Origin of the sequence: Citrobacter sp. CK189 (assembly GCF_030333505.1) — a bacterium.
GTDB classification, from domain to species: Bacteria; Pseudomonadota; Gammaproteobacteria; order Enterobacterales; family Enterobacteriaceae; genus Citrobacter_B; species Citrobacter_B koseri.
This window is the reverse complement of record NZ_JAOWFV010000038.1, coordinates 509,058-529,633: the sequence shown is the minus strand read 5'-3', so window position 1 is coordinate 529,633 and position 20,576 is coordinate 509,058. Positions and strand designations below refer to the sequence as shown.

Below are 20,576 nucleotides of genomic sequence, written 5' to 3'. Positions count from 1 at the left end.
GTCCCGTTAGGGAGTAACTTTCTCAACGCGCTCGCGCGTTACCACTGCGGGATTGCCACGGCAGATTGTGTTTGCCGGTAGCGATTTAAAAACACTGCTTCGCGCACCAACGACGGTGCCGTCGCCTATCGTTACGCCGGGAGCGACAAAGACATCCGTCGCCAGCCAGCATTTCTCGCCAATCACAATTGGCGTGGCGTTAATATCAAAATGGGCGCTGGCATAATCATGACTGCCGGTACATAAATAGCTTTTCTGCGAAATAACAGAGTGTGCGCCAATCGTAATGTCACCCAGCGTATATAAAACGGCGTCATCGCCGACCCAGGCGTAATCACCTAACGTCAATTTCCACGGATACGTAATTTTTACAGAAGGTCGGATGACTGCGTTTTTTCCTATTTTTGCGCCAAACATCCGTAATAAAAATGCGCGCCAGCGATACATCACCTGCGGCGACCAGCTAAATAACGTCGCCTGCACCGCCCACCATAATTGCACTTTTATTGCATTGCCGCCCCGGAACCCTTTCGGCACCGAGAAGCCGCTTAAATCCTGCATCATTTTTCCTTATATTCAGGCTTTGTTATATAAGGCTTTTGCTTTGCCTGTCGTTTTCAGACGTAGTAAATAAGATAATTCCGCCCAGAATCCGGGGACGCGTAATATTTTACGCTGCACATTTTTTGCATCCCGGCATAATTCCAGATTATTTGAGGTTGACACGCCGCCCATAGAAAATTCAGACACCAACCCTTTGATTCGACGGAAAGGATAGCCTGATTTATAAAGGCTGGCCGCCAGCGCGTAATCAGATGACACCTTATATTGCAGGTCGTATGGATGTTTTTTCAGCCCTGCGGTCGGGAAAAAAATAGCCTGATGGCTGGCGGGTAAGCTGTGGTAGATATACCAGCCATGTTTGGCGCTTCGTCGGGTTTTATTTCCTTCACCAAAATCCAGCAACGCGTCGCCAATGTACATCGCGTCATCATTTTTTCGCCCCAGTTGACGGACAAAATCGGTGACATCTTCATGAAACACATCGCCGGAATTGAGGAAAAGAGTATAGCGCCCTTGCGCCATCGCAATGCCTTTGTTCATCGCGTCGTAAATACCGCGATCCTTTTCACTTACGAAACGTAAGTTAAACTCACCGTTGAGTTTTTCCAGAAACTGGGCGGTGCCGTCATCCGAACCGCCGTCCACGACAATCCATTCAAAGGTCAGGCTGGGATCGCGCGCCAGGTTGCGCAGCGAGCGCCAGGTGTTTACCACGCCGTCGTAATTACGAAAGGCGACAGTAACGACGCTAAGTAACATAAAACCACCTCGTCATGAATTCGTAATATTTAGCGCTTTGCGCAAAATAAAAGGACAAACGATTAAAAATGCATATTCCGGGCTAAATATCGAACCGGTAAAAAACAACGATACCGGCGTAAAGAGATAAAGCTGCACCCGAAAATTCTGATTATCGCCAAACGCATTCAGCGTCATTTTTAAGATTTTCCACATGTACCATGCGGTCAATAACACCGCGAACCATGAGAAATAAATAATCAGCAGATACAGGCCATTGTCTATTGTTTTCCCGACATCCGCACCGTTAAAAATTCCGAATGATGCGACATATTCATAAAGTGAGCCAAATCTGACTACGCCATCAATATGGGTCAACGAATAACCGACCATCACTAATGGCCCAACGATACGATAATACGATGATGAGCCTTCCGTTCCTAAATCTCCAAGACGTTCAGCGATATAAGGAAACGCAAAAACCACACCGACTAAAAATACGCCCAACGAAATAATCGCCAGTGGCAATTTTTTCCTTATCGCATCCTTATTCAGATACTGAAATGCCCACTCCAGTAAGTAAAACAGGATAAAGGTCATTACCCCTGAAAATGATCCTGATAATATTATCCCTGCCAGAATCATAGCATCGGTCTTAGGGGTTTTGATACCAAACTGTTTGATGCTGAGCCAAATTGAGATTAACGCCAGAGCAAAAAACGCCGGTTCAAAATAGAGCGCAGTGGTTCGCTTACCGCCAAATTTAATAAAATTCAGCACATAGCTATTACTGTAAATAAGATATTTCGAAATTCCTTCCATTAAGCTGCTGCCGCCGGTAAGAATGATCTGCGCCATCTCAACTGCCGCCAGCGCCACCACAAATGCCACCACCATATAGAAAAAACGTAATATCTTGCGGTAGTTATGCGGGGAAACGGTTTTAAAGCGAATACTCCACACCATGCCGATAATGATGACGATGTAAACAAACAGCATCGTCGAGGTGACATATTTGCTGGCATCCAGCGACTGACCGAACAGGTAGTTAAACGCCGTCAGCCCTGCCCCCACGCCCAGCGCAATCATCAATTTTTTAATGCTGATGCGCTCAATGAACAACAACAGCAAAACGGGTAAAAAGGTGACGATGGTGATGGGGAAGCTTTCGCCCAGTTGGGCAATTTTGACGTTGACCAGCAGGTAGATCAGCGGCAGCAGCAGGTAACTACAGATTCTGATAGAACGAGACATACTCCTCCAGCATCTGTTGTCCGCTGTATGCGGTGCGGCTACGCTCGCAAAAGGCCTCCAGCGAGGCGCCAAATACGGCCTGGGCAATGTCTGATTTGCTCATCTGCACCAGGTTCAGCACCTCGTCTTCACTGAACGTTCGCCCGCCCGATTTTGCCAACACCTCCTGCGCCGCGTCGCTGTGCGTGGCGATCACCGGCACGCCGATAGATAACGCTTCACACAAAATCAGCGGGTAATTATCAACCCGGGAGCTGAACACCAGCGCATCCATCTGGTTAAGGGCGCTCATCAGCTTGCGTTTATCGGTTTCAAAGCCGTGATTCACCACGTTCTCACCGTCGAAGGGGGAAAACTTACCGAAGGTGTGCAGCTCAATGTTGTTGCCTGCCGCCATCATGTCGCGCACCAGTTGCTGGTTTGTTTTGCCGTCATAGCGCAGATCGTGCGCCACCACGGCAATTTTCGGTTTGCCCTGGCGCTCGCTCACCGGCGACAGTTCGGACAGAATCGCTTCGGTCGCCACATCAATGCCATTATTGATAATGCGACAACGCCCTGCCCCGTACAGGCTGTTAAACGCCTCCGCCACATGCTGGCTGGGCGAGATAAACTGACAGCCCAGCGAGAGCATCTGCTGAAACAGCTGCCGCTTGCCCACCACCAGCTGGTGCGCTCTGTCCACTTTTACCGGCGGATAATTGGTCAGCGTCGGGCATTTCTGACAGCCGCTTTTCCAGCCTTCACAGCCGTCAGTAAAGGCACAGCGTCCGGTCACGCTCCAGTGATCGTGCAGCGTCCAGACCAGCCTCACGTCCGGCTTGTGGTTTTTCACCTTCTCGCAGAAAGCGACAACCTCCGCCAGATTCAGCCAGTAGCTGTGCAGCACATGAAAATGCAGCACCAGCGGGCCGGGTGTCCGGGTCACTTTGCGGTACAGATTATCGAGATTGCCAAAAAGGTCGCGGTTAAACAGACGAAACAGCGCGATATTGGCGACCGATGTCAGACGCGGCGTCTGTTTAATCACATGCGGATAGTTGCTGTGGCTGACGCTTTTCTTCCCGCCTTTGCCATAGCCATAGACAAAGTGCGAGGTCAGGCCTTTTTGTAGCGCGCGCAGGTGCAGGTCTAATGCCACGCCCGCCGCGCCGCCTTCCGCCAGTCGAACATTAAATTGCAGAATATTCATTTAATTACCTTCACTCGCGCCTTCTCTCCCACTACCAGCGCGTTATCGGGAACCGTGTCGAGCACCACGCTGCCCGCCCCGATAGTTACGTTATTGCCGATGGTGATATTCCCCAGCAAAATGACGTTAGCGCCCAGCTCAACGCCGTTACCAATGACCGGGCACGCCAGGCTGTCGCCGCCCCGGTTGCCGATAGTGACGCCATGACGCACGGTGAAGTCGTCGCCCGCGACGACATGCTTATTGATCACGACGGCATAACCGTGATGGATGGTGAAGCGTCGGCCGATGGTTGCGGCGGCCTGAATTTCGTAACCAAACAGGCATTCGGTCATCAGGCGGTACAGCACCAGCACCGGCACGGCCCACAGGTTATTCAGCACATTTTTTTTGCGCCAGACGGAACAAAAATGGGCGACGCGGTAGGCCAGCACCATGCAGCACGGGCGCAGACTCCAGCTGTTTGCGCGTAGATCCTCCAGCATCCTTAACGCCCCCGCAGTCCGTCAGCCAGGCGTTTGCCGTTACGCACAGAAAACAGCGTCAGCAACGTGCGCCAGGTCATTCGCTTATTGCGGATCTGGTACAGCGTAAACAGCTGATACTTTTTGCTGGCGCGGTCAAATTTGTCTTTATGCTTGCGGTAGAAATGAAAGTAGCCGGAGAACTTTTTCGGCGAGGAGGTGATCTGCATTTCACCGTGATTGATGTGCAGAATCTGCGTCGCCTCTTCCACTTTCCACGGTTCGCCGTACTCAACCACCATGCGCAGGAAAATATCGTAGTCCTGCGCGGCTTTCAGTTCGGTATCAAACAGGCACTCTTTAAAACGCCAGGCCCAGGTAAAGACCTGATTGCCAATGATATTGCGTTTATAAAAAAGACGGCGTGAGTACGGCGACTTCGGGTACAGCGGCAGACTGGCCGGCTGCGAGTAAACCTCGCCTTCGCAGACATAGTCATTGGCGTATAAAAACGCGTGCGTTACCAGCTGATGCTTATGTTCAAGGAACACGCTCAGACGGTTCGGCGTCCATTCATCATCATCATCGATCCCGGTGATGTACTGCCCTTTCGCCTGCATAATGGCCTGATTACGCACCGCGCAGGCGCCGGAATTGATCGCATTGTGGGTGTAGCGCACGCGCGGGTCGTTTAACCCTTCAACAAACTGCTGCAACTGCTCATACGATGAGGAGCAGTCATCCACAATGATCATTTCCCAGTGGGTATAGTCCTGGCGCAGCACCGATTTAATCGCGCGAATCGCCAGTTGCTGCCGATTCCAGGTTGGCATGTAGATCGAAATCAGTGGGTTGTCTATTGTCATTCTCATTCCCCGGATAGTGTCGGATGGCGGCGTAAACACCTTATCCGGCCTACAGTTACCAGCAATCTTGTCGGCCCTGTAGGCCTGATAAGCGCAGCGTCATCAGGCGACTTATTATTTTGAATCCGACTTGTATTCGTACTCGTAGTAACCGTAATCCTGATAACCGGTCGCCCGTCGGAAGATGGAGTTGAGGATTACGCCTTTTACCGGAATGCCGTTCTGCTCAAAGCGGCTCAGGCTGGTTTCCACCTCTTTTAATGTGTTAACAGCGTAACGCGCCACCATCAGCGTGGTGCCGACATGCCGTCCGACGATCGCCGCATCGGTCACCGCCAGAATCGGCGGCGTATCGATTAAGACCAGGTCATAGTGCGCGCTGGCCCAGGCAATCAGTTCGCCAAAGCGCTCGCTCATCAGCAGTTCCGACGGGTTAGGCGGCACCTGTCCGCGCGGCACCAGATCGAAATGCGGGATGGAAGTGGGTTTAGCGCAGGAGGCGATATCCCCTTTGCCCACCAGAATGTCGGACAGACCATTCACGTTGTTGGTGCCCAGCAGCTCGTGGGTATAGCCTTTACGCATATCGCAGTCGATCAGCAGCACGCGTTTGTTGGTCTGGCTGATGACCGCCGCCAGGTTGGCGCAGACAAAGGTTTTGCCGATAGACGGGCTGACCCCGGTCAACATCAGCACATTGTTTTGCGCCTGCATCATGGCGAAATGCAGGCTGGTACGCAGGCTACGCACCGCCTCAATCGCCAGATCGGTTGGATTCCCCACCGCCAGCAACTGGCTCTGTTTGTAGCGCTTAACACCCTTAATCGTTTTGACGTTATCGCGCGCTTTCTGCCACTCCGACAGCGGAATGCTGGCATAGACGCTGATGCCGTGTTCTTCGAGCACCTGCGGACTTTCAATCCCACGGTTAAACAGCGAACGCAGCAACACGCCGACGATAGAGAGCATCAGGCCAAGAATAATGCTGCCAAGAATAATCAGCGCTTTTTTCGGCTTCAGCACACCCGGCTGGGCAATCGCTGGGTCAACAATACGCACATCCCCGACGGTGCTGGCCTCGGTGATCTTCAGCTCCTGCTGCTTGTTCAGCAGTTGCATATAAACCTGCTGACCGGATTCGACGTCGCGCGTCAGACGCACAATTTCCTGCTGCGTTTTCGGCATTGCCGTCACACGCCCGTTCAGTTTGGCTTTTTCGTCTTCCAGCGCTTTACGTTTTTCCAGCAGCGTGCGGTAAGCCGGATGCGCTTTAGTAAACAGCTTGGAGATTTCCGCCTCTTTGAAGGTCAGTTCGTTAAGCTGGGCGTCGATATTCACCATCGAGTCCAGCACCGCCTTGGCCTCCAGCGGTAAGTCCACGGAGTCTTTATCCTGACGGAAGGCGTTGAGTTTGTTTTCCGCGACGTCCAGGCGACTGCGCACTTCCGGCAACTGTTTCGCCAGGAACGCCAGGCTTTTCGCCGCTTCCGCAGATTTCCGCTCAACGTTCTGTTCGAGATAGTTGCGGGTGATGCTGTTGAGAATATCGCGGATCTGATCCTTGTCTTCACCGGTGAAGGCCAGACTCAATACGCCGGTATCTTTGCCGTTTTCCGTCACGGTCAGGTTGTTTTGCAGATTGTTGATCATCCCAAGCGTGGAGAATTTAGTGACGGTAAATTCACTGTCCGGGCGGGCATGGATAGCGCTCACCATCATCGTCACGCCATCTTTACTCAGCAGTTGCCCGGCCTGACCGCGCGCGCTAAAGCCGCCATCGCTGGTCAGTTCGTAGGTTTTGTCACTCAGCACGTTAAGCGTGAAAACCTGCTCGCCCATCTCTTTTGGACGGGTGAACGTTGTCACTTTCACCGTCTCATTCTGCCGCCCCATCAGACGCTCCCAGCCCTCACCAAACAGCGGGAAGGTGTTTTTGGTGACGGAGATATCCAGGTCGAGATCGTCAACGGTTTTCCCCAGAACCAGACGCGACTGAATCAGCTGAATTTCCGCTTCTGATGCCGGCGGTTTATTGGCCAGCGCAGAGCCAATATCCTGCACCAGCGAGTTACCGGTATTTTGCTCGATTTGCACCAGCGCGTCGGCGCTGTAAATCGGCGTGGCGAATAGCGTGTAAATCACCGCGCACAGCGCAAATACCGCCGTAATGCCAAGCACCCACCAGCGCGCTTCAATGACGGTTCCCACCAGGCGACCGATATCGATTTCATCACTGCCCGTTACCGGAGCGGCAAGCTGTTTTACTTTTTCTGTCATTGTTATACCTGCTCTGCGTTCAATGCCTGCGCCCATTGGCGAGCAGACCTTTCAAGTAATGTGTACACCGCTTCAAACGCCTCGCGACTTTTGCGATACGGATCGGGTATTTCACGCTCGCTGTCCCAGTGGCCGAACAACATCACTTTCCCGCGCATCTCTGGCGCCATCTCGCACAGTCTGGCGATATGGCGTTTTTCCATCGCCAGAATCAGGTCATAATCCCGGCACATACGCCCGGAGATCTGGCGGGCGCAATGACCTTCAAGAGAGAGGTTATGCGCCGCCGCCACGCTGACCGCCGACCGGTCGGCGCCCCTTCCCACCAGCGCGCCCAGCCCGGCGGACTCCACCGTTAACGACGGGTGATAACTTTTCAGCAAGCGCTCTGCCGTCGGGGAACGGCAAATGTTCCCCACGCAAACAACTAAGATTTTGTTAAACATGACGTTTACCAGTTATGAATGTCGCTGGCCGTATCCGTCATATAACGGACACCGCTGATGGTCGGCAGCAACTGATTGATCAGACGGTTCCAGCGCGCAACCGGTGCGGTCGTGACGTACACCACATCGTAAGGTTGCAGTCGGAACTCCGTCGCCATCACCAGAGAGGTGGCATCAGACATATCAAGCTGATAAATATTGGCGATCTTGCCATTGCGTCCGCCCTCGCCTTTCAGCGGTCGAATCACGAAGATGCCGCTGGCATTGGAGGTGGTCAGGTCGATACCTTCCGCCGTACCCAATGCTTCGGTGAGCGTCATACCGCTGAAGTCCATTTTGAGGGTGCTCTGTTTCTTCACTTCACCCATCACGAAGACTTTCAGATCGTCATTACGCGGTACAAACAGGATGTCGCCGGGGTAGAGCAACCGGTTCTGGCTGAGATCGCCGTTTTGCATCAGCGCCTGCAAAGAAATTCGCTGCTCCTGGCCATTGTGCGTCAGCACGACGTTGCGCCAGTCGGCGTTTTCGGTCAGACCACCTGCGGCGTTGATGGCATCAAGAACGGTGAGCGGCACGTTGGTGATCGCCTGCTGGCCGGATTTATTCACCTGCCCGGAGACATACGCCTTCTGCGAGCGGAAAGCGGCGATATTAACGTCCACCTGCGGGTCAGCAATGTACTTCGCTAAGCGCCCGGTAATATCACTGCGAATTTCACCTAGCGTTTTGCCCACCACAGTCACTTTGCCGATGTAGGGATAAAACATGGTGCCATCGGGTTGAACCCAGTTGCCGGTATCACTGGAGCTGCGGTACTGCCCGGCGGGTGTGGTCAGTTCCGGGTGATCCCAGACCGTCACATTCAAAACATCGCCTGGGCCGACGCGGTACTGGTAGCTTGAGATCTCCTGGTCCAGTGACATATTGGGCTGCGCCACATTTGGACGTGGTCGTAATTGCTCCACCAGGCGCGGCGTCAACGGATAGACATTCACCATACGGTCGAGATCAAAATCAGCGTCTTGCTGTTTGATCACGTCTTTACCCATCGTAGACATATTGCTGCCCGGAAGTACTGTGCAACCACTTATCAAGGTTACCGACACCAATAATGGCATCAATTTCATTTTGGATTTCATCATTGATTATTTATCACTTTGGCAGAGTAATTATCCCGTGCAATTTAAATAGCGACTTCGCCTGTACACATTTACATTGCAGTTAATTGAAAAGAAATTTAACTGGCATCAGTCCTAAAAAATTTGGATTCATCCGTAGGCTATTGACAGAATAATTCAGACTTGTCACCAGGTTATCAGACACGCTACCGCCCTTGGCTTTTTAGCTACCAATACACTGATTAATTTAGGTTTTTATAATCCTCTTTATTTCCTCTTCTTCGCGACAGAGAAACATCACAGGAAATAAGAAAGTTACTCAGTAATGGCCTGCTTGACGGCGACAGGATATTTTTGTTGCCCACCATTAATGCTGCAAGAATTGTTGCAGTTAACGTAATAGCAGGCAAGGTAACAAGCCTGTACTTCACCCTTTTTAAGATTAATATTAAGCGTGGCGAAATTATAATTTTAGGATTTTATTGATGTTGACAAATTCTATATTTAACGCCCAACCTGCGATATTTCCGAAATATGTCCACATTCAAAAAACCGTACCATATGGAAACTTTATGGTTATTTTTCCGCCACGTTTTCAGCATAAAAGCCTGATATAAAAGAAAGAGAAATGACGTTATGTCATTGCATTTTGCGCCAGCTTTATCCATGATCGAATTGTGACAACTGTCATATAACGAAAGGTATTATTCTCACTATGGAATGGATTGCCGATCCATCAATCTGGGCCGGACTCGTCACGCTTATCGTCATCGAGTTAGTCCTCGGCATTGATAACCTGGTCTTTATTGCCATCCTCGCTGAAAAACTGCCGCCTGCGCAGCGCGATCGTGCGCGCATTACCGGGCTGCTGTTAGCGATGATCATGCGGCTGCTGTTGCTGGCGTCTATCTCGTGGCTGGTCACGCTGACGAAGCCTCTCTTCAGCATACGCGACCTGAGCTTCAGCGCCCGGGATCTGATTATGCTGTTTGGCGGTTTCTTCCTGCTCTTTAAAGCCACGATGGAGCTCAACGAGCGGCTGGAGGGGAAAGACAGCGATAACCCCACCCAACGCAAAGGGGCGAAATTCTGGGGCGTGGTGGCGCAAATTGTGGTGCTGGACGCCATCTTCTCCCTCGACTCGGTCATTACCGCCGTGGGGATGGTCGAACACCTTGCGGTGATGATGGCGGCGGTGATTATCGCCATCAGCCTGATGCTGCTGGCCAGTAAATCCCTGACCCGGTTTGTGAACAGCCACCCGACCATCGTGATCCTCTGCCTCAGCTTCCTGCTAATGATCGGCTTCAGCCTGGTGGCGGAAGGGTTTGGCTTCCATATTCCGAAAGGTTATCTGTACGCCGCGATCGGCTTCTCGGTGATGATTGAAGCGCTGAACCAACTGGCGATCTTCAACCGTCGTCGCTTCTTATCCGCCAACCATACGTTGCGCCAGCGCACCACCGAAGCGGTGATGCGTTTGCTCAGCGGGAAAAAGGAGGATGCCGAGCTGGATGCTGATACCTCCGCTATGCTGGCGGATCATGACGACAGCCAGATTTTCAACCCGCAAGAGCGGCAGATGATTGAGCGGGTGCTGAACCTCAACCAGCGCACCGTCAGCAGTATCATGACCTCGCGCCATGATATTGAGCACATCGATCTCGGCGCGCCTGAAGAGGAAATTCGCGCCCTGCTGGAAAAAAACCAGCATACGCGTCTGGTAGTGACCGGAGAGGACGAACAGGAAGAGTTGCTTGGCGTGGTGCATGTCATCGACCTGCTACAGCAATCGCTGCGCGGCGATCCCCTCGATCTGCGGGCGTTGATCCGTCAACCGCTGGTGTTTCCTGAAACGCTGCCGCTGCTTCCGGCGCTGGAGCAGTTCCGTAACGCCCGTACGCATTTTGCTTTTGTCGTGGATGAGTTTGGTTCCGTTGAAGGGATCGTAACCCTGAGCGACGTCATGGAAACCATCGCCGGTAATCTGCCAAACGAAGTGGAAGAGATCGACGCCCGTCACGATATTCAGAAAAACCCGGACGGCTCCTGGACCGCCAACGGCCATATGCCGCTGGAAGATCTGGTGCAGTACGTTCCGCTGCCGCTGGATGAGAAACGCGAGTACCACACCATCGCGGGGTTGTTGATGGAATACCTGCAACGCGTGCCGAAAACCGGAGAAGAGGTTCAGGTGGGAGATTACCTGTTGAAAACCTTGCAGGTTGAGAGTCACCGCGTACAGAAAGTGCAGATTATACCGTTACGTAGCGATGACGAGTTAGATTACGAGGTGTAGGCTGAACGGTATGCCGGGTGGCGGCTGACGCCTTACCCGGCCTACGGTTGTGTCGTTGTAGGCCTGATAAGCGCAGCGCCATCAGGCGTAGGGTGTTGCCGGATGGCGGCGTAAACGCCTTACCCGGCCTACAAATGTTGTCTGTTTTCACAGCCGGCATTCAGATTCGCTTACAGCTTATCCAGCAGCTTCTTCACGTCTTTACCGTTGCGGGTCTCTTTATTACGATCCGCCCAGTCGCTCAGACGACGTTTTGCTTCATCCTGCAAATGCTTACGCAGAATCTGGTCAACCTGGAGATTGTAATTCAGCGCCTGCCACTTACCGTATACGCGCAGCGGAACCGGCGTCTCTTTCAGGAAATCAATCAGCTTGCTTTCACCTGTCCAGCCGCCCAGCACGCGCACGTTAAACTGCGTGTCGCAGGTCTGCTCAACAAGATTCAACGCGCCATTACCGGAAACCGCCAGTATTGCAGACTGCCCTTCCATGCTGCCCAGCGTGAGCTTACCGTTATCCAGCGCCAGGTCGGTGACAAAGCGATCCAGACGGGTCGCGTTATCAAAATTCTGCTGCGATTGCTGCACATCGCCACCGCTACGCGTTACCGCCTGCTGCACCAGTTGCTGGAAGTTCATCCCTTCCATACGCGTGTCGCGCATTTCAACATGCGCCTGCCCTTGCCAGCTGTGACGAAACGCCTGGGCGTCAATATCCGCGCCGGAAAAATCACCCGCCAGCGACATTTTGCCGGTCAGCGCGATGGGATAGTCAAACGCGTTCAGAATCGTGCCAATTTCCACATCTTCAAGGCGCGGCTGGAACACGGCGCGCGGATTTGCCGCTCTCGCGTCCAGCGTACCGGGCAGAGAAATCTCACCGCCGTCGAGTTTCCCCTGCAACTCGACGATATTCAGCAAACCGGCCTGATTCGTCATTTTCGCCGACACGTCGGTAAACGCCATGCCACGCCACTGCGCGTTATCCGCCCGCAGAGAGAGGGCCGCAGAAAACCCTTTTAGCCCCTGATAAGCGGGTTCATCAACGCGGGACGCGATAACCGGCCGCGGCCGCGTCGACTGCTGCCCCGTTTGCGCCACGTTTTTGGATGTGCTTGCCACGTCATTTCGCGGAAGAAGGTTATCCAGATTCAGCTTGCCAAATTGCAGATCGATCGCCCATTCCGGCTCATCGCTCAGCGTCACCTGAGCCTGTCCGGTCAGGGTGCTGTCGTTGGCGGTTAAACTGAGCTGACTGAAAGAGAGCCTTTTTTGCCCTTCCTGCCACTGCGCCTGTAATTGCCCCTGGCCCTGAATACCCTGTTTCGGTAAATCGGCTCCCTGCAACTGCCAGTTGAGCTGCTCGATACCGACCGTTAAGTTGTGCGGATAGTCAGACGCATCGACCGTTCCGTTGAAGGAGAGCGAGAGATCGCGCTGATCGCGGTTCACCCGCCCGGAAAAATCAAACGTCCCGCGATGCTGTTCATCCTGCTCCATTTGCAGGCGAATATCGCGAACCGTAATTTGCTCGTCGTCTTCATGCTGGAACACCAGCACGCTGTCAGCAACGCGTAAGCTGCTGATATCAAAAGACCAACCACGGTCTTCCGGGACATCCGGCAGCGTATTGTCTTTTGGCGCAACAGGCGCGTCTTCCCGGCGCGCCGCTTCCGTCTGCGGCGTCAACTGGATGACCGCGCCTTTGAGCATCACCTGTTCAACCTTCAACTGATGACTAAGAAGCGGCCACAGCGCAACGTCCAGACGCATATTGTCGGCCCGAACCAAGGGTTCGCTGGCGCCTTCCGCTGTCAACGCCATCCGTCCAGAAAGGATGCTGAGTTGAGGCCATACGTGCCAGCGCAGAGGGCCATCCAGTTGCAGTTGATATCCGCTACGCGCAGCGACCTGCTGCACCATATACGCGCGGAAATCATTCGGATTCACCAACATCACCAACGCCGAGAAACCGGCCACCAGCACGACCAGGAGAATCATCAGCGTCGTCAGAAATCGTCTCATGCTATCCTCAGTGGAGCAGACTCAGTCTTTGTCAATCCGGCTGGCAACAGCGCCTTGCTGATCGCGGTATTTCGCATCCTGGCGACGGTTATAAGGGCGTGCGGCAGGGCCGGAGAGCGGCTCAAAGCTCAGGGCGCCAATCAGCATTCCCGGACGCAGGGCCAGCGGTAATTTCCCGGAGTTGTAGAACTCCAGAACGATGCAACCGGACCAGCCGGGATCGATACGGTGCGCGGTAACGTGCACCATCAGCCCAAGACGCGCCAGCGAGGAACGGCCATCCAGCCACCCCACGAGATCCGGCGGCAGCGTGACGGACTCAAAGGTCACGGCCAGCGCCAGCTCGCCCGGATGAAGATAAAACGCGTCGCCTTCATCCAGCACGATTTCATCGCTCATCACGCGATCCAGCGCGGCGCTGACCTCATCCTTCGGGCCGCTTAAATCAATAAACGCAGCCGTGTGGCCACGAAATGTACGAAATTTATTGCCAAGGCGCACATCCACCGTCGCGCCATTAATACGCTCAACAGGAGGACGCGGGTTGATCGACAAGCGGCCTTCATCCAGCCAGGCTTCAATATCTCGGTCACACAAACGCATGGCACTTTCTCCTTTCGTGCATCAGGCCCTTAACGTTCAACGCGTCAAGGGCGAACCAGGTTATCACTGAACGGTACACAATTCGCTGGGCTTATTCAAAGAACTGACTGATTTTCGCTTTCAGAATATCAATCGCAATGCGGTTCTTACCGCCGCGCGGTACGATAATATCGGCGTATTGCTTGGAAGGTTCAATAAATTGCAGGAACATCGGGCGTACGGTTTTCTGGTACTGCGCCATCACCGAATCCATTGAACGCCCACGCTCGTTGACGTCGCGCTTAATACGGCGCATCAGGCAGATATCCAGCGGGGTATCGACAAAAATGGAGAAGTTCATCTCTTCACGCAAACGCGCGTCCGTCAGCAGCAAAATCCCTTCAAGAATAATGACTTTTTTGGGCTCGACGCGAACGGTTTCCTGCATGCGGGTATGTTCAACATAGCTGTATACGGGCAATTCAATCGCCGAACCGCGCTTGAGCGCTTGCAGATGCTGGAACAGCAAACTGTGATCCATCGCATTAGGATGGTCGTAGTTGGTTTTTACACGCTCTTCCATCGACAGATGGCTTTGATCTTTGTAATAGCTGTCTTCGGGAATAACGCCGATATGTTCATCACCCACTTGTTCACGCAATTCGCGATAAAGGGTACTGGCAATAAGACTCTTGCCGGAAGCCGATGCGCCAGCAATACCGATAATGACGCACTGATGAGACTGAACAGTCATAAATTTAGCGACCTGATTAACCTGGATGTTAGGGAGGGCGACGCCGAAGCGTCAAACGCGGCAATTATAGGGATTTCAGCGGCACGATACCAGTCGAGATAACAGAACGCTAAATTGCCGTCCATCTCTCCTTGTCGCAAATTAAAATGCTTATTTTTAAAGCAGCTGCCGGATTTATTCGTTTATGCCGGAATTAATCCCCCGGAGATGTCAAATTATGAGCCGCTGACGTATAAATCGTAAATTGTTTGTACTAGCATGATCCTGAATGAAAACTGACGCGTCCGGGCCCTCCGCGACGGCAAGGGCTATTCGGATAACGTGGTAATGAGTAAACAAACCCAACATGTTTTAGTTACCTTGCCTCACCCTCTACTGCGTCTCGTCAGTTTAGGTCTGCTCACCTTTATCTTTACACTCTTCTCGCTGGAACTGTCGCGTTTCGATACGCCGCTGGCGCCGCTGTGGTTCCCGACGTCAATCATGATGGTCGGTTTTTATCGCCACGCAGGACGGATGTGGCCGGGGATCGCACTGGTCTGTTCCCTCGGCAGCATAAGCGCGTCACTCGTTTTTTCTCCTGCCGGTTCGCTGAATTTTGGCTGGACGGCGATCAATATTATTGAAGCGGTGGTCGGCGCAATCCTGTTACGTAAGCTACTGCCCTGGTATAACCCCTTACAAAATCTGAATGACTGGCTCCGCCTGGCGACGGGCAGCGCGGTGATTCCACCGTTACTGGGAGGCGCGCTGCTCTGGCTGCTGATGCCCGAAGGGACACCAGTAAAAACATTTTTGATTTGGATTCTGTCCGAGTCTATCGGCGCGCTGGCGCTGGTGCCATTAGGCTTGCTGTTTAAACCGCGCTACCTGCTTCGCCATCGCGATCCCCGCTTACTGCTTGAAACGCTGCTTACGCTGACGATAACGCTGGGGCTAAGCTGGCTCTCTATGCTGTACGTCCCGTGGCCTTTCACCTGCATTATTGTTCTGCTGATGTGGAGCGCGATACGTCTGCCGCGTATGGAAGCGTTTCTGATCTTCCTCGCCACCGTCATGATGACGTCGCTGATGCTGGCATCCGACCCGGCGCTGCTGTCAACGCCCAAAACATACGCCATGATGAACGTTCCCTGGCTGCCGCTTTTAATGATCCTGCTGCCCGTCAACATCATGACAATGGTGATGTATGCGTTTCGGGCGGAACAAAAAAATATCACGGAAAGCGAATTACGCTTTCGTAACGCGATGGAATATTCCGCGATCGGCATGGCGTTAGTGGGCACCGAAGGCCAATGGCTACAGGCCAACAAGGCATTGTGTCAGTTTCTTGGCTACAGCCAGGATGAACTGCGCGCCCTCACCTTTCAACAGCTTACCTGGCCTGAGGATCTGCATAACGACCTTGAACAGCTGAATATGCTGGTGCGCGGCGATATCAACAGCTATTCCATGGAGAAACGCTATTACACCCGCGACGGCGATGTGGTCTGGGCATTACTGGCCGTTTCACTGGTTCGCCATAGCGACAACACCCCGCTCTATTTCATTGCGCAAATTGAAGATATCAACGACCTGAAACATACCGAACGGGTAAACAAGCGCTTGATGGAACGGATTACGCTGGCGAACGAAGCGGGCGGTATCGGCATCTGGGAATGGGAACTGCGGCCTGACGTGATCAGCTGGGATAAGCGCATGTTTGAGCTGTATGAGGTTCCGCCGCATATCAAACCCACCTGGCAACTCTGGCACGACTGCCTGTTGCCGGAAGACCGCGCGCCGACGGAAAAGATCATCCGCGAGTCTCTGGCGGCACGTCTCCCCTTTAAGCTCGAATTCAGGATTGGCGTAAAAGATGGCATCCGGCATATCCGCGCCCTGGCGAACCGGGTGCTGGATAAAGACGGCGACGTGGAACGCCTGCTTGGCATCAACATGGACATGACCGAAGTCAAACAGCTTAACGAGGCGCTGTATCAGGAAAAAGAGCGCCTGCACATTACGCTGGACTCCATCGGGGAAGCGGTTGTCTGTATTGACGTCGATATGAACGTAACCTTTATGAACCCTGTCGCCGAAAAGATGAGCGGCTGGCAGCAGGAGCATGCGTTCGGCATCCCGCTGCTGACGGTATTGCGCATCACTTTTGGCGATAACGGCCCGCTGATGGAAAATATCTATAGCGCGGATATGTCGCGTTCCGCCATTGAGCAGGATGTGGTGCTTCACTGTCGCAACGGCGGTCGCTACGACATTCATTACAGCATTACGCCGCTCAGTACGCTGGACGGCGGGAATATCGGCTCCGTACTGGTCATTCAGGACGTCACGGAATCGCGGAAAATGCTGCGCCAGCTCAGCTACAGCGCCTCTCATGACGCCCTCACCCACCTGGCTAACCGGGTCAGTTTTGAAGGCCATCTTAAAGAAATCCTGCTTACGGTACGCGATACGCGCCAGCATCATGCGCTGGTCTTTATTGATCTTGACCGCTTTAAAGCCGTTAACGACAGCGCCGGGCATGCCGCAGGCGATGCGCTGCTTCGCGAGCTGGCCGCCTTAATGCTCAGTATGCTGCGTTCCAGCGATATGCTGGCCCGCCTGGGCGGGGACGAATTTGGCCTCCTGCTGCCGGATTGCAATATCGACAGCGCGCGCTTTATTTCTACGCGGATCGTCAACGCGATTAATGAATACCGCTTTACGTGGGAAGACCGTGAACACCCCATTGGCGCCAGCGCCGGGATCACGCTAATCAATAACGCCAATCGCCTTGCGGCAGACGTGATGTCCCAGGCGGATATCGCCTGCTACGCCTCTAAAAACAACGGTCGGGGATGTGTCACCGTGTACGAAGCGCAGCAGGAACAGGCGCACAGCGAGCGGGAAGTTACGTCTCAGGATGAACAATGGCGCATAATCAAAGATAACCCTCTATTGATGATCGCCTGCGGGGTCGCGTCGCCGCGCATCCCTGAAACGTGCGGTTTTTGGCTGATCTCGCTGCGGCTGTGGGCCAGCGACGGCGAAATCATGGAGGAGCAGGCATTCCGCGCAGGGCTAACCGATCCCGAACTCAGCCACGCTCTCGATCGTCGCGTGTTTCAGACATTTTTCCAGCACGCGGCATCCACCGTCGCCAGTAAGGGGGTGAGCATCGCCCTGCCGCTTTCCGCCGCCGGACTCAGTCGCGCAACATTCATTGATGAGCTGCTCGAACAGCTGGAGCGCAGCCCACTTCCGCCGCGCTTATTGCATCTGGTTATCCCGGCAAATGTCCTGATGCAAGAGTCCGATAAGGCCATACCCGCGATACAGATACTGCGTCAGGCGGGCTGTCGCATTGTTCTCAGCCAGGTCAACCGTGACCTGGCGCTTTTCGATTGCTTAAGCGCCCACATGGCTGACTACCTGTTGCTTGATAGCGAACTCTGCGCCAGCCTTCACGGTAATTTAATGGATGAAATGCTGGTATCGATTATTCAGAGCCATGCGCAGCGGCTGGGCGTCAGAACCATTGCCGGCCCGGTACAAATGCCGCTGATCATGGATGCGCTTTCCGGTATTGGCATCGATCTGATTTACGGCGACGTCATTGCCGATGCCCAGCCGCTGGATCTGTTACTGAACACCAGTTATTTCGCCATCAACTGACGGCTGCCAGCCATCCGTATACCAGATATGCAGCAACGCGTAGGAGCGCCAGGGTTTCCAGCGCTCCGCATAACGGCGGATTTGCGCGGGCGTCATTCCCGAAAACCGCTGTTTAATCAGATAATCATCCGGCAAAAAGATATCTTTCGCCTGCCAGCCGCGCAGCGCGAAGTAGTTGGCCGTCCAGCGCCCAATCCCAGGAAAGGTTTGCAGGTTTTTCACCCCCAGCGCAATATCCGGCGGCGCAGACGTCTCTAACGTTCCATCCAGCGTCGCACGCGCCAGATGGATCAGCGCTTCCGCGCGTTTCAGCGGCATCCCCAGTGCTTTAAGCGCGAATGGGTCCACCGCCGCCAGCGTTTGCGGCGTGGGGAAACAGACATACTCCGGTGCGTCGGCAAGCACATCGCCATAACAACGGGCGACTTTCGCCGTCAGCTTTGCCGCCATCGCCACGCTGACCAGTTGCCCGAGTATCGCCCTTACGCCCTGTTCGAAGGCATCCACCGAGCCGGGCAGGCGCAATCCCGGTCGCGCAGCCCCCAGACTGCCGAGCGCATCGGCAATCTGATCGGGGTTACAGCGCAGATCGAACAGGCGTTCAATTTTTGCCAGACATTCTTCGGCAACGGGCAACAAGCCCGCGCTCAGGGTTACGCGCAGCGTATGCGTCTGGTGCTCCGGTACAACGGCGATAAGCCCCCGATGTTCTCCCGTCGCCAGACTGCGAACGTAACGCGCGGGCTCAACCGTTTCGACGCCGCTCACCGCACGCGCGGCGAGAAAACCCAACATCCAGGACCAGTCATAAGGCGGCTGCCAGCTTAGGATATACATTGCGACTCCTGTTTTTATTCTCCTTCAGCATAAACGCTATTCAAACGCCGCGCCTTGCTTTCATATTCCAGTTGTCGGGATTACAACATTTCGTTAAAGTCACGCCCCTTCTTCACTGGCATGGGGATTATTAAGGTGTTTATTGGTTTTGACTACGGCACGGCAAACTGTTCCGTTGCCGTCATGCGCGACGGGCAACCGCAGTTGCTAAAAATGGAAAATAACAGCACGCTGTTGCCCTCAATGCTTTGCGCCCCGACGCGTGAAGCCGTCAGCGAGTGGCTGTACCGCCATCACGCGGTTCCGGCGACGGATGACGAAACGCAGGCGCTGTTGCGGCGCGCAATGCGCTACAACCGTGAAGAAGATATTGAGGTCGGCGCAGGCAGCGTGCAGTTCGGGCTGGCTTCGCTGAGCCACTACATTGACGACCCGGAAGAGGTTTACTTCGTTAAATCGCCAAAATCCTTCCTCGGTGCCAACGGCCTAAAACCGCAGCAGGTTGCGCTGTTTGAGGATCTGGTCTGCGCGATGATGTTGCACATCCGTCATATGGCGCAAACGCAGTTGCCGGAAAGCATCACGCAGGCGGTGATTGGTCGACCGATTAACTTTCAGGGGCTGGGTGGCGATGAGGCCAACCGCCAGGCGCAAGGCATTCTGGAGCGCGCGGCAAAACGCGCCGGTTTTCAGGATGTCGTCTTCCAGTTTGAACCGGTTGCGGCGGGTCTGGATTATGAAGCCACGTTGCAGGAAGAGAAGCGCGTACTGGTGGTGGATATTGGCGGCGGGACGACCGACTGTTCATTGCTGCTGATGGGGCCGCAGTGGCATCAGCGCGCTGACCGCGCCTCCAGCCTGCTCGGGCACAGCGGCTGTCGCGTGGGCGGTAACGACCTGGACATCGCGCTGGCGTTTAAACACCTGATGCCGTTGCTGGGCATGGGCGGCGAAACCGAAAAAGGCATCGCATTGCCGGTTCTGCCGTGGTGGAACGCTGTCGCGATCAATGATGTTCCCGCACAAAGCGATTTCTACAGCAGCGCCAACGGTCGTCTGCTCAACGAGCTGGTTCGGGACGCCCGCGATGCGGATAAAGTCGCGCTGCTGCTTAAAGTCTGGCGTCAGCGCCTCAGCTATCGTCTGGTACGCAGCGCGGAGGAGAGCAAAATCGCCCTGTCCGGGCAGCCCGATATCCTCACCACGCTGCCGTTTATCAGCGATGAGCTGGCGACGTCTGTCAGTCAGCAGGGGCTGGAAGCCGCGCTGAGCCAGCCGCTGGCGCGTATACTGGAGCAGGTACAACTGGCGCTGGACAATGCGCAGGAAAAACCGGATGTCATCTATCTGACCGGCGGCAGCGCACGCTCACCGCTGATCAAAAACGCGCTGGCGGAGCAGTTGCCGGGCATTCCGATTGCTGGCGGCGATGACTTCGGTTCCGTCACCGCCGGTCTTGCGCGATGGGCGGACGTCGTATTTCGTTAACCGCCTCGCAAGC

Annotated in this window: 16 protein-coding genes; 3 read left to right on the top strand and 13 right to left on the bottom strand. The window is 54.1% G+C overall.

All coding sequences use genetic code 11. The features are described 5' to 3' along the window. Window positions 1-6: 6 nt before the first annotated feature. The 9 genes from wcaF to OGV83_RS12345 form a co-directional block, all read right to left on the bottom strand. Window positions 7-561, bottom strand: coding sequence for a colanic acid biosynthesis acetyltransferase WcaF (gene wcaF, locus OGV83_RS12385; RefSeq protein ID WP_047462599.1), 555 nt, complete (start codon window positions 559-561; stop codon window positions 7-9). Window positions 562-576: 15 nt separating this feature from the next. Continuing rightward, window positions 577-1,323: a colanic acid biosynthesis glycosyltransferase WcaE gene (wcaE, locus tag OGV83_RS12380; RefSeq protein ID WP_012131706.1), complete on the bottom strand. Its 747-nt coding sequence runs from the start codon at window positions 1,321-1,323 to the stop codon at window positions 577-579. A gap of 12 nt (window positions 1,324-1,335) precedes the next feature. After that, complete coding sequence (wcaD, locus tag OGV83_RS12375) at window positions 1,336-2,556, bottom strand: colanic acid polymerase WcaD (protein ID WP_012131705.1); 1,221 nt, start codon at window positions 2,554-2,556, stop codon at window positions 1,336-1,338. Further along, on the bottom strand, window positions 2,531-3,748 hold the full coding sequence (gene wcaC, locus OGV83_RS12370; RefSeq protein ID WP_047462595.1) for a colanic acid biosynthesis glycosyltransferase WcaC: 1,218 nt from the start codon (window positions 3,746-3,748) through the stop codon (window positions 2,531-2,533). The genes wcaD and wcaC overlap by 26 nt, the downstream gene beginning before the upstream one ends. Beyond that, the gene (gene wcaB / locus OGV83_RS12365; RefSeq protein WP_214318762.1) at window positions 3,745-4,233 is read right to left on the bottom strand and encodes a colanic acid biosynthesis acetyltransferase WcaB; all 489 of its coding nucleotides are present in this window, start codon (window positions 4,231-4,233) and stop codon (window positions 3,745-3,747) included. The genes wcaC and wcaB overlap by 4 nt, the downstream gene beginning before the upstream one ends. A 2-nt stretch (window positions 4,234-4,235) precedes the next feature. Continuing rightward, on the bottom strand, window positions 4,236-5,078 hold the full coding sequence (wcaA, locus tag OGV83_RS12360; RefSeq protein WP_024130193.1) for a colanic acid biosynthesis glycosyltransferase WcaA: 843 nt from the start codon (window positions 5,076-5,078) through the stop codon (window positions 4,236-4,238). Between the two features lie 114 nt (window positions 5,079-5,192). Further along, entirely contained in the window at window positions 5,193-7,355 is a 2,163-nt protein-coding gene (wzc, locus tag OGV83_RS12355; RefSeq protein ID WP_153257713.1) for a tyrosine-protein kinase Wzc, read from the bottom strand. Window positions 7,356-7,357: 2 nt separating this feature from the next. Then, complete coding sequence (wzb, locus tag OGV83_RS12350; RefSeq protein WP_012131700.1) at window positions 7,358-7,801, bottom strand: low molecular weight protein-tyrosine-phosphatase Wzb; 444 nt, start codon at window positions 7,799-7,801, stop codon at window positions 7,358-7,360. Between the two features lie 5 nt (window positions 7,802-7,806). After that, window positions 7,807-8,946: a polysaccharide export protein gene (locus tag OGV83_RS12345; RefSeq protein WP_012131699.1), complete on the bottom strand. Its 1,140-nt coding sequence runs from the start codon at window positions 8,944-8,946 to the stop codon at window positions 7,807-7,809. Window positions 8,947-9,637: 691 nt separating this feature from the next. On the opposite strand from OGV83_RS12345, the gene OGV83_RS12340 reads away from it, so the two are divergent. Beyond that, window positions 9,638-11,221 carry a TerC family protein gene (locus OGV83_RS12340; protein ID WP_283313523.1) on the top strand — a complete coding sequence of 528 codons (1,584 nt, stop codon included), beginning with the start codon at window positions 9,638-9,640 and terminating at the stop codon, window positions 11,219-11,221. Window positions 11,222-11,391: 170 nt separating this feature from the next. On the opposite strand, the gene asmA is transcribed toward OGV83_RS12340, so the two are convergent. From asmA to udk, 3 genes are all read right to left on the bottom strand, one after another. Then, entirely contained in the window at window positions 11,392-13,245 is a 1,854-nt protein-coding gene (asmA, locus tag OGV83_RS12335) for an outer membrane assembly protein AsmA (RefSeq protein WP_130029080.1), read from the bottom strand. A 21-nt stretch (window positions 13,246-13,266) separates the two neighbouring features. Beyond that, window positions 13,267-13,848, bottom strand: coding sequence for a dCTP deaminase (gene dcd, locus OGV83_RS12330; protein WP_012131692.1), 582 nt, complete (start codon window positions 13,846-13,848; stop codon window positions 13,267-13,269). Between the two features lie 91 nt (window positions 13,849-13,939). After that, window positions 13,940-14,581, bottom strand: coding sequence for a uridine kinase (gene udk / locus OGV83_RS12325; protein ID WP_024130192.1), 642 nt, complete (start codon window positions 14,579-14,581; stop codon window positions 13,940-13,942). 327 nt (window positions 14,582-14,908) lie between these two features. On the opposite strand from udk, the gene OGV83_RS12320 reads away from it, so the two are divergent. Beyond that, entirely contained in the window at window positions 14,909-18,238 is a 3,330-nt protein-coding gene (locus OGV83_RS12320) for a diguanylate cyclase (protein WP_286463699.1), read from the top strand. Here the strand turns inward: OGV83_RS12320 and alkA are convergent. Further along, on the bottom strand, window positions 18,206-19,075 hold the full coding sequence (alkA, locus tag OGV83_RS12315; protein ID WP_286463697.1) for a DNA-3-methyladenine glycosylase 2: 870 nt from the start codon (window positions 19,073-19,075) through the stop codon (window positions 18,206-18,208). The two genes, OGV83_RS12320 and alkA, sit on opposite strands and share 33 nt — an antisense overlap. Before the next feature lie 135 nt (window positions 19,076-19,210). On the opposite strand from alkA, the gene yegD reads away from it, so the two are divergent. After that, a complete protein-coding gene (yegD, locus tag OGV83_RS12310) occupies window positions 19,211-20,563 on the top strand; it encodes a molecular chaperone (RefSeq protein WP_104869119.1) in 1,353 nt (450 codons plus the stop codon). Window positions 20,564-20,576: the final 13 nt, after the last annotated feature.

Excerpts from the sequence above, each read along its gene's own strand:
- wcaF (WP_047462599.1), bottom strand. The coding sequence starts at position 561 with ATGCAGGATTTAAGCGGCTTCTCGGTGCCGAAAGGGTTCCGGGGCGGC.
- wcaE (WP_012131706.1), bottom strand. The coding sequence starts at position 1,323 with ATGTTACTTAGCGTCGTTACTGTCGCCTTTCGTAATTACGACGGCGTG.
- wcaD (WP_012131705.1), bottom strand. The coding sequence starts at position 2,556 with ATGTCTCGTTCTATCAGAATCTGTAGTTACCTGCTGCTGCCGCTGATC.
- wcaC (WP_047462595.1), bottom strand. The coding sequence starts at position 3,748 with ATGAATATTCTGCAATTTAATGTTCGACTGGCGGAAGGCGGCGCGGCG.
- wcaB (WP_214318762.1), bottom strand. The coding sequence starts at position 4,233 with ATGCTGGAGGATCTACGCGCAAACAGCTGGAGTCTGCGCCCGTGCTGC.
- wcaA (WP_024130193.1), bottom strand. The coding sequence starts at position 5,078 with ATGACAATAGACAACCCACTGATTTCGATCTACATGCCAACCTGGAAT.
- wzc (WP_153257713.1), bottom strand. The coding sequence starts at position 7,355 with ATGACAGAAAAAGTAAAACAGCTTGCCGCTCCGGTAACGGGCAGTGAT.
- wzb (WP_012131700.1), bottom strand. The coding sequence starts at position 7,801 with ATGTTTAACAAAATCTTAGTTGTTTGCGTGGGGAACATTTGCCGTTCC.
- OGV83_RS12345 (WP_012131699.1), bottom strand. The coding sequence starts at position 8,946 with ATGATGAAATCCAAAATGAAATTGATGCCATTATTGGTGTCGGTAACC.
- OGV83_RS12340 (WP_283313523.1), top strand. The coding sequence starts at position 9,638 with ATGGAATGGATTGCCGATCCATCAATCTGGGCCGGACTCGTCACGCTT.
- asmA (WP_130029080.1), bottom strand. The coding sequence starts at position 13,245 with ATGAGACGATTTCTGACGACGCTGATGATTCTCCTGGTCGTGCTGGTG.
- dcd (WP_012131692.1), bottom strand. The coding sequence starts at position 13,848 with ATGCGTTTGTGTGACCGAGATATTGAAGCCTGGCTGGATGAAGGCCGC.
- udk (WP_024130192.1), bottom strand. The coding sequence starts at position 14,581 with ATGACTGTTCAGTCTCATCAGTGCGTCATTATCGGTATTGCTGGCGCA.
- OGV83_RS12320 (WP_286463699.1), top strand. The coding sequence starts at position 14,909 with ATGAGTAAACAAACCCAACATGTTTTAGTTACCTTGCCTCACCCTCTA.
- alkA (WP_286463697.1), bottom strand. The coding sequence starts at position 19,075 with ATGTATATCCTAAGCTGGCAGCCGCCTTATGACTGGTCCTGGATGTTG.